Genomic DNA, 12,486 nt, shown 5'->3' on the forward strand with positions numbered 1-12,486 from the left:
GAGTTAAAATGACTTTTTCGCAAATTATTTTAAATTTACAAAATTATTGGCAAAATCAAGGTTGTGCTATAATGCAGCCTTATGATATGCCAGCAGGTGCTGGAACTTTTCATCCTGCAACTTTTTTAAGAAGCTTAGGAAAGAAACCTTGGTCTGTAGCATATGTTGCGCCAAGTCGTCGCCCAACAGATGGACGATATGGAGAAAATCCTAATCGTTTAGGAGCTTATTATCAATTTCAAGTTTTAATAAAACCTAGTCCTGATAATATACAAGAATTGTATTTAAAGAGTTTAGAAAGTTTAGGATTTGACTTAAAAAATCATGATATACGTTTTGTTGAAGATAACTGGGAAAGTCCAAGTTTAGGTGCTTGGGGTTTAGGTTGGGAAGTATGGCTTGATGGCATGGAAGTAACTCAATTTACTTATTTTCAACAAGTTGGAGGAATAGCTGTAGATTTGGTAAGTGCTGAAATTACTTACGGATTAGAAAGAATTGCAATGTATATTCAAAATGTTGAAAATGTTTATGATATCGTTTGGAGTGAATTTGGCAATAAGGTTATTAAGTATGGAGATGTCCATAAGCAAAGTGAATATGAATTTAGTAAATATAATTTTGAATTAAGTGATGTAAATTTTTTAAATATACAATTTGAAAATGCTTGCAAGGAATGTAAAAACATATTAGAACAAGGCTTAGCTTTACCTGCTTATGATTATTGTATGTTAGCGGCACACACTTTTAATCTTTTAGACGCTAGAGGAGCAATTTCGGTAACTCAAAGACAAGATTATATGTTAAAAATTAGAGAACTTGCCAAGAATTGTGCTCAAATTTATAAGAAAAATTTAGATGAAGCTGAGTGAAATTTATTCTTTTTTAGACAGATTAAGTCCTTTTGAAAATCAGGCAAACTGGGATAATAGTGGTATTTTGCTTGGAGATTTGGATAATGAAATTGATACAATTTATACAAGCCTTGATATAGATGAAAATTTAATTAAAGAAGCGAGTGAAAATTCTTTATTTATTGTTCATCATCCATTAATTTTTAAACCCTTAAAAGAATTAACGGGAGAAAAGTATCCTAGGGCTTTTATTAAGGAAATGATAAAAAAGAATATATCTTTAATTGCTTTGCATACAAATTATGATTTAAGTCATTTAAATTCTTATTTTACAAAAGAAATTCTAGGTTTTAAGGAATTTAAACAAGAGCAATATTTAATTTATGTTGATGTTGATATAGATTTTAAAGATTTATGTCATCATGTAAAAAAGGCTTTAAATTTAGACACCCTTAGAATAAGTTTTTGTGGAAAACAAAAAATTAAAAGATTGGCTATTTGCACAGGTGGCGGAGGAGATTTAATACCTTTTGTAAATGCTGATTGTTTTATAAGTGGCGATTTTAAGTATCATCAAGCCTTGGAAGCTCTAAGCAATAAATTAAGTCTTATTGATATTGGACACTTTGAAAGTGAGTGTTATTTTGCACAAGCTTTAGCAAAAGATTTGCAAAATTTGTCTTTAAAGGTTATAATAAAGGTTTCAAAAAATCCATTCCAATTTTTTAAGGAAAATTAATGAATAAATATCTCGAACAACTTGTATCTTTATCAAAAATTGATCAGGAAATTGATAGTTTTGAGCCTAAAATTGAAAGTATCAATAAAAATTTAAAAGAAGTAGAAAATAAGATTGATAAAATAAATATACAATTAAATAATTACGACGATGAGATTAAAGATATTCAAAATCAAAAAAGTCAAAATAACACTCATATTTTAGAATTTTCTGCAAAAATTAAAGAATTCTCAAAAAAAAGTGCTATGGTTAAAACTGAAAAAGAAGCAAATGCGTTAAAAATAGAAGAAGACATAGCTAAAGAGCAACTTGATGCAGCTAATGATGAAATAATCCGTTTAGATAAAATTTTAGAAAATAAAGAAAGTTATAAAAAAGAACTTTTTGCAGAAAAAGAAGATTTAGAAAAACAATTAGAACAAATTAAATTGGAAGTTCAAGAACAAATGAAAGTTCTAGAAAAAGATAGAATGAATGTTTATGATAAAAAAACAAAATTAGTTGAAGAAATGAACCAAAAAGTTTTAGGTTTTTATGAGAAAATTCGCAAATGGGCCAAGAATACAGCTGTAGTTCCTGTAAAAAAACAAGCTTGCTATGGTTGTTTTATGAGAATTTATGATAAAACTTATCTTTCGATTATAAAAGGAGAAGAGATTGTAACTTGCCCTCATTGCGGTAGAATCCTTTATAAAGAATCTCAAGAAAATTGATTATTTTTTATTATTTATTAACTTGGATAGTTTATATTTTATTAGCTATCCCTTTATTTTTTCTTTCATTTTTAAAAGCAAAATATAAACATAGCTTAAAAGCAAGATTTTTTTTATATAAAAATTTAGTTCAAAATGTAAGAGATGTCCATTTTCACGCTTGTTCTTTGGGAGAAGTAAAGAGTATTAAAGATCTTGCATTTCTTTTTGATTCTAGAATTACTACAATTACTCAAACTGGCTATGAAGAGGCAAAGAAATTTTGCAAATCAGTCAACTATCTTGTTTTTGAAAATTTTATTCCTTTTTGGCTTAAACCGTGCAAAGTGCTAGTGATATTTGAAGCAGAATATTGGTTAATTTTGATTTTGATATCCAAATTAAAAGGTGCAAAAATTATTCTTATTAATGCAAGAATTTCAGATAAATCATATAAAAATTATAAAAGATTTTCATTTTTTTATAAAAAAATTTTTTCTTATATTGATGAAATTTTTGCTCAAAGCAAAGAAGATCAAAAAAAACTTGTTGATTTAGGGGCTAAAAATATAAAAATTGTAGGTAATATTAAAATCAATTCAAAAATACAGATAAATAAAAATTATGAAAAATTAGATCAAAGATTAATTATTTTTGCAAATACTCATAAGGGAGAAGAGCGTTTATTATTAGAAAATTTTATGTTAAGGAAAAATGAAAAATTAATTATAGCTCCTCGTCACCCCGAACGTTTTGAAGAGGTCGCTAATTTGCTTAAAGCCAAGAAATTGGATTTTGTAAAATTTAGTTCTTTAAATTTATCATCTCCATCTTTTAAGAATGAGTTTAAAAGTTCTATTTTGTTATTAGATAGCATAGGAGAGCTTGTTAATTTTTATGCTATTTCTGATGTTGTTGTACTTGGAGGATCTTTTATAGAAGGTATCGGAGGACACAATCCTATAGAGGCAGCCTCTTTTAATAATATTTTAATTTCAGGAATTTATTTTCATAATCAAAAAAAACTATATGAGGCTGTTGAAAATATTTATTTGTGTAGCGACATAAGTGAATTAGATGATAAGATTCACAAACTTCAAAAAAAAGCTAAAATAAACCAAAAAAGTAATTTAAACATTATTATAGAAAGCATAAAAGAGGGTATTAATGCAAGAAAAAGCTTATAAATTATTAGCGTTACAAGAAGGAATTTCAAATCATCAAGCTAAAGATTTGATTGATAGAGGTTGTGTATTTTTTCAAGGTAAAAAACTTGTTTTAGCAAGAACTTTACTACATAATAAAGCTAAATTCGTTATTAAAAAAATACAAAATCCTTATATCATTTTTGAAGATAATAATATTTTGGCTATTTATAAACCTCATTCTTTTATCAGTGAAAATTTAGAAAGAGATTTTAATGCAAAGCTTTTGAATCGTTTAGATAAAGAAACAAGTGGAGTAATTTTGCTTTGTAAAAATGAAGAATTTAGAGCTTTGTGTATTAAAGAGTTTAAGCAACAAAAAGTTTATAAAAGTTATATAGCACTGCTTGATGGAATCGTTGCTGAAGAGATTTGCATAAATGAGCCTATCTTAACTTTAAAAAATAAAAAAGGTGCATATAGCAAAATATCAAAACAAGGATTGCAAGCTCATACAAAAATTACTCCACTTATGATCCATGGCAAAAAAACTTTAGCACATATTGTTATTTCAACTGGCAGAACACATCAAATAAGAGTACATACTCACTTTATAAAACATGGTATTATTGGAGATGAAAAATATGCCAAGATTCCAAGCAATAGAATGTATCTTCAAAGTTATGAAATAAAAATATTAGATTATGTTTTTAGAGCAAAAATTGATCAGGATTTTAATCAGTTCGGTTTTGATTTAAAAAATTTAGTTTTTTAAAGGTATTTAAGGAAAAATTTTTTATAATGCAAATTTTAATTTCTTAAAATATAAAATTTTCGAAAGGTATTTAAGTGTTTGAATTAATTAGCGATTCTTTTAAATCAGCTATTAATAAAATTCGTTTTATTGATGATGAAAAAGCCCTTAAAAATGCTTTAGAGACTTTAAAGAAATCTCTTTTAAAGGCTGATGTACATCATAAAGTTACAAAAGAACTTTTATACTTAGTAGAAGAAGATGTTAAGAAAAATGGAATAGGTCAAAAACAGTTTTTAAATGCAATAAAAACTAATTTAGAAAATATCTTAAATGTTCCAAACAAGACTCAGGGTTTTGTTTTTAGTTCTAAACCTCCTACAGTTGTATTAATGACTGGTTTACAAGGTGGTGGTAAAACTACTAGCACAATAAAACTAGCTCACTATCTTAAACTAAGAAATAAAAAAGTTTTAGTGGCCGCGTGTGATTTGCAAAGATTAGCCGCTGTGGAGCAATTACGCCAGCTTTGTGAAGCTAATGAAATCGAATTATTTTATATAGAAAATGAGAAAAATCCTTTAAATGTTGCCAAAAATGCTTTAAATAAAGCTAAAGAATTAATGGTTGATGTTTTATTGGTTGATACAGCTGGGCGTTTAGCTATAGATGAAGTTTTAATGCAAGAACTTAAGGAAATGAAAAATATTCTAAATCCTGATGAAATTTTTTATATAGCAGATGCTATGAGCGGTCAAGATGGAGTAAAAACAGCAACAAGTTTTAATGAGGCTTTAGAACTTAGTGGAGTTATACTTTCTAAATTTGATGCAGATACAAAAGGCGGTGTTGCTTTAAGCATTGCAAAGCAAGTTGGAATTCCCTTGAGATTTATAGGGGTTGGAGAGAAAGTAGCTGATTTGGAAATTTTTATTCCAGATAGAATAGTTAGTCGTATTATGGGCGAAGGAGATTTGGCTACTTTGGCCGAGAAAACAGCTGCTATTATTGACGAAAAAGAAGCTAAGAAATTAGGTCAAAAGATTAAAAAAGGGGAATTTAATTTTAATGATTTTTTAGAACAAATGGAAAGTGTTAAAAAATTAGGTAGCATTAAATCTATCATTGGCATGATACCTGGCCTTTCGAACTTGGGTTCACAAATAAAAGATCTTGATTTAGATAACTCTAAGGAGATTATTCATATTAAAGCTATGATATCGTCAATGACACCAAAAGAAAGAGAAAACCCTTCTCTTTTAAATAATGCACGAAAACGTCGCATAGCAGAAGGTTCGGGCCTATCTCAGATTCAAGTAAATAGGTTTTTAAAGCAATTTTCTAATGCTGCAAAATTAGCTAAAAAATTTTCTGGAAAAAAAGGTATGGATAGTTTAATGCAAATGATGTCTCAATCAAGAAAACAATTTTAAAAATTTATTTAAAAATATGAAAAATATTTTTAAATAAATTTTTAAAAATTTAAGGAGAAATAATGACAGTTATTAGACTTACAAGAATGGGAAGAGTTAAAAGACCTTTTTATCGTATAGTGGTTACTGATAGTAGAAAACGTAGAGATGGTGGCTGGATAGAAAGCATAGGTTATTATAATCCTATGGTAAATCCTGAAGTTATTAAATTTGATAAAGAGCGTTTAGAGTATTGGAAAGGTGTAGGTGCAAAGTTGAGTGATAAGGTTGCTTCTATCACAAGCAAATAAAAATGATAGAAGATTTTTTAAAAGAATATGCAAAATTAATTGTAGAATTTCCAGATAAAATTCAAGTTCAAAAAATAAATTTAGAAGATAATATTATAGAACTTATTATTTTTGTCGATAAAGTTGATACTGGAAAATTGATTGGCAAGAATGGTAAAATGATTAATGCCATTAAAACAGTTGTTTCTGCTTATAAAGTAAAAGATTTAACTTCTTATCGTGTAACGGTTAAACCAATTGGCTGAAAAAACATTAATTCAGGTTGCAAAACTTGGTAGAACGGTTGGGTTGAGGGGTTATATAAAGCTTTATAATTTGAGTGATTTTCCTTCTCAATTTAAAAAAGGCAATTCTTTTTACATTAGCAAAGAAGAAATTATAACAATTAAAGATTTTAATCGTTATAATTCTACTGTTTTATTTGTGGATTATGAAGATCTAAATAAAGCAAAAAAATTAACAAATCTTATTTTATATCAAAGCATAGAGCAAACTAGAAAATGTTGCAAATTAAAAAAAGATGAATTTTTTTATTTTGATATTTTAGAATGTGAAGTTTATGATGATAAACAAAAGCTTGGAAAAGTTTGTGATATTGTTAAAACTGGATTCTCTTACTTGTTAGAGATCCAAACAGATGAAGAACTTTTAAGAAAAAAATATTCTAAAATATTTTATATACCTTATATTGATAAATATGTTCAAAAAGTTGATATTGACAAGCATCAAATTTTTTGTTCTAATGAAGCAGTTTTAATTTTAGAAAACTCATGAATTTTAGCTTTGTTAGTTTGTTTCCTCATTTATTGGAGTTTTATTTTAAGGACTCTATACTTTTTAGAGCCTTGGAAAAGAAAATTATAAATATTAAATTTTATAATCCTAGAGATTTTACTTCTGATATTTATAGAAAAGTTGATGATTATAAAATAGGTGGTGGAGCTGGGCTTTTAATGCAAATTGAGCCATTATTTAAAACTTTAACTTTTATTAAACAACAAGATGAAAAATCTCATTTTATTTTTCTTTCTCCTAGCGGAAAAACTTTTAATCAAAAGGATGCTAAACGTTTAAGCGAAAAAGAGCATCTTGTTTTTATTTGTGGAAGATATGAAGGTATAGACGAAAGAGTGTTTGAAATTTTTGCTAATGAAATTTTTAGCATAGGAGATTTTATTTTAACAGGAGGAGAATTACCAGCTTTAACTCTTTGTGATGCAATTTCAAGAAATATTAAAGGAGTTTTGGGAAATTTTAAAAGTTTAGAAGAGGAAAGTTTTGAAGTTGATTTATTAGAAGCTCCTGCTTTTGCAAAACCTTTTATATTTGAAGATAGGTATCATAAAAAAAATAGCACTCCTTCAGTGTTTTTAAAGGGTAATCATGCTAAAATTTCCGATTTAAAAAATACTTTGGCGTCTTGTAAAACAAAATTTTTTCGTCCAGATTTGTTTTTAGAACATGAGCGCAAAAAATAAGGAATTATTATGAAAAATAAATATATTGAGCAATTTGAAACTAAGCAAATTGAGGGTAAAAATGTTCCAGATTTTCGTGCTGGGGATACACTAAAACTAGCAATTCGCATTAAAGAAGGAGATAAAACAAGAATTCAAAATTTTGAGGGTATTTGCATTGCTAGAAGGGGTAATGGTGTTGATGAAACTTTTATTATTCGTAAGATAGGTGCTAATAATGTAGGGGTTGAAAGAATTTTCCCTATTTATAGTGATAGTTTAGAAAGTATTTCTGTTTTAAGAAAAGGTCGTGTGCGTCGTGCTAGACTTTTTTATTTAAGAGATAGACGTGGTAAAGCTGCTCGTATTAAAGAGCTTAAAAAATAATTTAATTATAACTAAAATTTTACTCCTTGAATTGATATAAATTTAATAAAATTTAATTTAATAAATTTTATTATTTAATTATAATTACTAATATTATATTATGATAATCCATAATATAATAACAAGGAGAAATTATGTTTTTTATTAGAAAAATTTTAATTATTTTAATTAGTATGCCTGTGTTATTGAGTGCAACAGAGTATCAGCTAAGCACTCATATTTTGGATATTACTTCTGGAGAACCTGCTTCTAAAGTGAGAGTTGAACTTTATTATTTAGATAAAAATCAACATTGGAAAAAAATAAGTGAAAAATTTACTAAGTTAAATGGTAGGATAGAAGATTTGATTCCTTATGAAAAACCTGAAAATAGAGCTTCTGGAATTTATAAACTTAAATTTTATACTAAAGATTATTATAGATTACATAATATTAACTCTTTTTATCCTTTTATAGAGGTAAGTTTTGAAATTTCAAAAGAACAAAAGCATTACCACGTTCCCATAACTCTTTCTCCATTTGGTTATTCGACTTATAGAGGAAATTAATAATTGAATGAATTGGAGTAAAAGTTCTTGGAGAAATTATCCCATAAAACAGCAACCAATCTATCCAAATCAATATCATTTGAATCAGATTTTAAATAAATTAGAAAAATTTCCTCCATTGGTTTTTATAGAGGAAATTAAAAATCTTCAAAATGCTTTGATAAAAGTTTCTAGAGGAGAAGCTTTTTTACTTCAAGGAGGTGATTGTGTTGAAAGTTTTGAAAATTTTAACTTTCTAGATATTTGTAATATGTTTAAAATTTTACTTCAAATGTCTATGATTTTAACTTTTTCAGGAAATTTTCCCGTGATAAAAGTTGGTCGTATAGCTGGGCAATTTGCTAAACCAAGAAGTTCTGAATTTGAAGAGTATCAAGGGGAGATATTGCCAAGTTTTCGTGGCGATATTATAAATGGTTTTGGATTTAGTAAAAATGAAAGAATTCCAGATCCTGATAGAATTCTTAAGGCGTATTATCAAAGTTTAACAACTTTAAAATTAATACGAAATTGTTCTAAAGAAAAATTATTAGATTTAAATGGGGTTTTGGAATTTATTGAAAAAAATAATCTTAACAATGAATATATAAGTGAAAAAGATTCTCAATTTTTAAGCGCTCAAAAAAATTACGAAACGATTATTGATGCGTTTTACACCTCACATGAAGCTTTGCTTTTGCCTTATGAAGAGGCTTTAACTCGTGTTGATGATTTAAGTGGACAATTTTACAATCATTCAGCTCATATGCTTTGGATTGGAGAAAGAACAAGAGATATTCATGAGGCTCATGTTCATTTTTTAAGTGGAATTAAAAATCCAATAGCGGTTAAAATAGGTCCAAATGTTCAAATTGATGATTTGCTTCAAATTACACAGATTTTAAATCCCAACAATGAAGAAGGACGATTGACTTTTATTATGAGAATGGGTGCTGATCAAATTGATAAAATTTTGCCAAATATTTTTAGAAAACTTAAACAAGAAGGTTTAAATTTAATTTATAGCATTGATCCGATGCACGGAAATACTATAAAAGTTAATGATTTAAAGACGCGCGAATTTAAAAAAATTGCAAAAGAAGTTCAGTCTTTTTTCGAAATTGCTTATTCAGAAGGAGTTTATCCGGGTGGAATACATCTTGAAATGACTGGTAAAAAAGTTACAGAATGCATTGGAGGTATAAGCAATATTACAGAGCGTAATTTAAAAGAGTATTATGAAAGTAAATGTGATCCAAGATTGAACGTTGAACAAGCATTAGAATTAGCACTTCTGGTAGCAAATTTAATCAAAAAGGTGAAAATATGATAAATTTATATGGAATTAAAAATTGCAATAGCGTTAAAAAAGCTATGGATTTCCTTGTGCAAAAGCAACTTGATTTTGCTTTTAAGGATATTAAAAAAATAGATAATGATATTTTAAATTCATGGGTTAAAAAAAGAAATCTAAAGGAATTTATCAATCTTTCTGGTATGAGTGCTAGAAAAATTAATCTTAATAAAGAAATGCTTCAAACTTTAAGTGATGAAGAGTTATTTAAATTAGTTTTATTAAATCCAAGTTTAATTAAAAGACCGGTTATAGAAATTAATAATAAAATTCTTATAGGAAAAGATTATGAGAAAATTGAATAAATAATTATTGAAATTCTGTTAGTGGATATATGATTTAAATATTAAATTTAATATTTTTATAATCTGATTTATTTAGAATATTAAAAAATAATCAATCAATAATATTAATTTTAATAAAAATTATAAAAATTTATCTCATTTAATCTCCCCTTAAGCTTATTAGGAATATAATCTCATTTCTTTTTTACATTTTACAAAAAAGCCTTAAAAGCATTTTTTAAAATAATAAAATAGTTGTATTAAATAATACTTTGATAAAAAGTAGTTTTTTATTTTTAAAATAAAAACTATGGATTATATTATTTTTAATTTTTTCACTATTTTATTTTAAGTAAAAAAGTTTTGTTCTTTTAATTTAATATTGTTTTCAAATCTTATAGTCAATCTTTGAAATCTAAATAAGTGATCGATTGAGCCAGATTATAATTATAAAAAATATAAAGATTAAACTAGTTTTTAATCAAATACTTTTTCTTTGAAGAAAAAGATTAAACTATCTATAAATTATTATGGAGAGTTTGATCCTGGCTCAGAGTGAACGCTGGCGGCGTGCCTAATACATGCAAGTCGAACGATGAAGCTTCTAGCTTGCTAGAAGTGGATTAGTGGCGCACGGGTGAGTAAGGTATAGTTAATCTGCCCTACACTGGGGGACAACACTTAGAAATGAGTGCTAATACCCCATACTCCTATTTAACATAAGTTGAATAGGGAAAGTTTTTTCGGTGTAGGATGAGACTATATAGTATCAGCTAGTTGGTAAGGTAATGGCTTACCAAGGCTATGACGCTTAACTGGTCTGAGAGGATGATCAGTCACACTGGAACTGAGACACGGTCCAGACTCCTACGGGAGGCAGCAGTAGGGAATATTGCGCAATGGGGGAAACCCTGACGCAGCAACGCCGCGTGGAGGATGACACTTTTCGGAGCGTAAACTCCTTTTCTTAGGGAAGAATTCTGACGGTACCTAAGGAATAAGCACCGGCTAACTCCGTGCCAGCAGCCGCGGTAATACGGAGGGTGCAAGCGTTACTCGGAATCACTGGGCGTAAAGGGCGCGTAGGCGGATTATCAAGTCTCTTGTGAAATCTAATGGCTTAACCATTAAACTGCTTGGGAAACTGGTAATCTAGAGTGAGGGAGAGGCAGATGGAATTGGTGGTGTAGGGGTAAAATCCGTAGATATCACCAAGAATACCCATTGCGAAGGCGATCTGCTGGAACTTAACTGACGCTAAGGCGCGAAAGCGTGGGGAGCAAACAGGATTAGATACCCTGGTAGTCCACGCCCTAAACGATGTATGCTAGTTGTTGGGGTGCTAGTCATCTCAGTAATGCAGCTAACGCATTAAGCATACCGCCTGGGGAGTACGGTCGCAAGATTAAAACTCAAAGGAATAGACGGGGACCCGCACAAGCGGTGGAGCATGTGGTTTAATTCGAAGATACGCGAAGAACCTTACCTGGGCTTGATATCCTAAGAACCTTATAGAGATATGAGGGTGCTAGCTTGCTAGAACTTAGAGACAGGTGCTGCACGGCTGTCGTCAGCTCGTGTCGTGAGATGTTGGGTTAAGTCCCGCAACGAGCGCAACCCACGTATTTAGTTGCTAACGGTTCGGCCGAGCACTCTAAATAGACTGCCTTCGTAAGGAGGAGGAAGGTGTGGACGACGTCAAGTCATCATGGCCCTTATGCCCAGGGCGACACACGTGCTACAATGGCATATACAATGAGACGCAATACCGCGAGGTGGAGCAAATCTATAAAATATGTCCCAGTTCGGATTGTTCTCTGCAACTCGAGAGCATGAAGCCGGAATCGCTAGTAATCGTAGATCAGCCATGCTACGGTGAATACGTTCCCGGGTCTTGTACTCACCGCCCGTCACACCATGGGAGTTGATTTCACTCGAAGCGAGGATGCTAAAATAGCTACTTTCCACAGTGGAATCAGCGACTGGGGTGAAGTCGTAACAAGGTAACCGTAGGAGAACCTGCGGTTGGATCACCTCCTTTCTAGAGTACTAAAGTAATAAGTCTCACAACTATTACTTCAATCAAACTCAATCATCCTTGTTTAGATTTCAAAGATTGATGAAAAGCTAATTTTGGGGAATTAGCTCAGCTGGGAGAGCGCCTGCTTTGCACGCAGGAGGTCAGCGGTTCGATCCCGCTATTCTCCACCATATAAGGGCCTATAGCTCAGCTGGTTAGAGTGCACCCCTGATAAGGGTGAGGTCACAAGTTCAAGTCTTGTTAGGCCCACCATAGGATTAAGATTTGAAAAAAGGTTTAAATCTAAAGTAAGTATATTTAAATTATATAATTTTTTATATATTTACTTTAGGTTTTACCTAAATGTTCTTTTACTTATCAATGTTAAGAGTCACAAGCAAGTTTTAAAAAACAATTTTACTAAGCTTGTTAAAGAATAAGATTTTATATTTTTCTTTAGTATAAATATTATCTAAAGTTGAGTTTTAATATTTATTTATAAGTATTAAATGCTTTCCGTCTTGAATATAAAAGACTTATTGTAAAACTT

General features: G+C 29.5%; 14 protein-coding genes, 2 tRNA genes and 1 rRNA gene. All 17 read left to right on the forward strand.

The window, feature by feature from the left end:
* Positions 1–8: 8 nt before the first annotated feature.
* The 17 genes from glyQ to CNZW441b_RS03180 all read left to right on the forward strand — a co-directional run bounded on the left by glyQ (position 9) and on the right by CNZW441b_RS03180 (position 12,209).
* Entirely contained in the window at positions 9–872 is an 864-nt protein-coding gene (gene glyQ, locus CNZW441b_RS03100) for a glycine--tRNA ligase subunit alpha (protein ID WP_216681552.1), read from the forward strand.
* Positions 859–1,593: a Nif3-like dinuclear metal center hexameric protein gene (locus CNZW441b_RS03105; protein ID WP_216681553.1), complete on the forward strand. Its 735-nt coding sequence runs from the start codon at positions 859–861 to the stop codon at positions 1,591–1,593. The genes glyQ and CNZW441b_RS03105 overlap by 14 nt, the downstream gene beginning before the upstream one ends.
* A complete protein-coding gene (locus CNZW441b_RS03110) occupies positions 1,593–2,306 on the forward strand; it encodes a zinc ribbon domain-containing protein (RefSeq protein WP_200218018.1) in 714 nt (237 codons plus the stop codon). Before CNZW441b_RS03105 ends, CNZW441b_RS03110 begins: the two co-directional genes overlap by 1 nt.
* Positions 2,303–3,472, forward strand: coding sequence for a lipid IV(A) 3-deoxy-D-manno-octulosonic acid transferase (waaA, locus tag CNZW441b_RS03115; RefSeq protein ID WP_216681554.1), 1,170 nt, complete (start codon positions 2,303–2,305; stop codon positions 3,470–3,472). Before CNZW441b_RS03110 ends, waaA begins: the two co-directional genes overlap by 4 nt.
* The gene (locus CNZW441b_RS03120; protein ID WP_216681555.1) at positions 3,453–4,205 is read left to right on the forward strand and encodes a pseudouridine synthase family protein; all 753 of its coding nucleotides are present in this window, start codon (positions 3,453–3,455) and stop codon (positions 4,203–4,205) included. Before waaA ends, CNZW441b_RS03120 begins: the two co-directional genes overlap by 20 nt.
* 74 nt (positions 4,206–4,279) lie before the next feature.
* Complete coding sequence (gene ffh, locus CNZW441b_RS03125) at positions 4,280–5,617, forward strand: signal recognition particle protein (RefSeq protein ID WP_200218020.1); 1,338 nt, start codon at positions 4,280–4,282, stop codon at positions 5,615–5,617.
* A 62-nt stretch (positions 5,618–5,679) separates the two neighbouring features.
* Positions 5,680–5,907 carry a 30S ribosomal protein S16 gene (rpsP, locus tag CNZW441b_RS03130; RefSeq protein WP_131166310.1) on the forward strand — a complete coding sequence of 76 codons (228 nt, stop codon included), beginning with the start codon at positions 5,680–5,682 and terminating at the stop codon, positions 5,905–5,907.
* Between the two features lie 2 nt (positions 5,908–5,909).
* Positions 5,910–6,152, forward strand: coding sequence for a KH domain-containing protein (locus tag CNZW441b_RS03135; RefSeq protein ID WP_216681556.1), 243 nt, complete (start codon positions 5,910–5,912; stop codon positions 6,150–6,152).
* Positions 6,145–6,681, forward strand: coding sequence for a ribosome maturation factor RimM (rimM, locus tag CNZW441b_RS03140; protein WP_216681557.1), 537 nt, complete (start codon positions 6,145–6,147; stop codon positions 6,679–6,681). The genes CNZW441b_RS03135 and rimM overlap by 8 nt, the downstream gene beginning before the upstream one ends.
* Positions 6,678–7,385 (forward strand): tRNA (guanosine(37)-N1)-methyltransferase TrmD, encoded by a 708-nt coding sequence (trmD, locus tag CNZW441b_RS03145; protein WP_216681558.1) that lies wholly within the window; start codon positions 6,678–6,680, stop codon positions 7,383–7,385. Before rimM ends, trmD begins: the two co-directional genes overlap by 4 nt.
* Before the next feature lie 9 nt (positions 7,386–7,394).
* On the forward strand, positions 7,395–7,751 hold the full coding sequence (rplS, locus tag CNZW441b_RS03150) for a 50S ribosomal protein L19 (RefSeq protein ID WP_131166306.1): 357 nt from the start codon (positions 7,395–7,397) through the stop codon (positions 7,749–7,751).
* A gap of 134 nt (positions 7,752–7,885) precedes the next feature.
* Positions 7,886–8,299 (forward strand): hydroxyisourate hydrolase, encoded by a 414-nt coding sequence (gene uraH / locus CNZW441b_RS03155; protein ID WP_131166305.1) that lies wholly within the window; start codon positions 7,886–7,888, stop codon positions 8,297–8,299.
* 7 nt (positions 8,300–8,306) lie between these two features.
* Positions 8,307–9,608 carry a 3-deoxy-7-phosphoheptulonate synthase class II gene (locus CNZW441b_RS03160; RefSeq protein WP_131166304.1) on the forward strand — a complete coding sequence of 434 codons (1,302 nt, stop codon included), beginning with the start codon at positions 8,307–8,309 and terminating at the stop codon, positions 9,606–9,608.
* Positions 9,608–9,937, forward strand: coding sequence for an ArsC/Spx/MgsR family protein (locus CNZW441b_RS03165; RefSeq protein WP_131166321.1), 330 nt, complete (start codon positions 9,608–9,610; stop codon positions 9,935–9,937). The genes CNZW441b_RS03160 and CNZW441b_RS03165 overlap by 1 nt, the downstream gene beginning before the upstream one ends.
* A 506-nt stretch (positions 9,938–10,443) precedes the next feature.
* Positions 10,444–11,957: ribosomal RNA gene (locus CNZW441b_RS03170) — 16S ribosomal RNA — on the forward strand.
* 94 nt (positions 11,958–12,051) lie between these two features.
* A tRNA-Ala gene (locus CNZW441b_RS03175) sits at positions 12,052–12,127 on the forward strand.
* Between the two features lie 5 nt (positions 12,128–12,132).
* Positions 12,133–12,209, forward strand: a tRNA-Ile gene (locus tag CNZW441b_RS03180).
* Positions 12,210–12,486: the final 277 nt, after the last annotated feature.

Origin of the sequence: Campylobacter novaezeelandiae, from assembly GCF_018968685.1 — a bacterium.
In the GTDB taxonomy this organism is placed as follows: Bacteria; Campylobacterota; Campylobacteria; order Campylobacterales; family Campylobacteraceae; genus Campylobacter_D; species Campylobacter_D novaezeelandiae.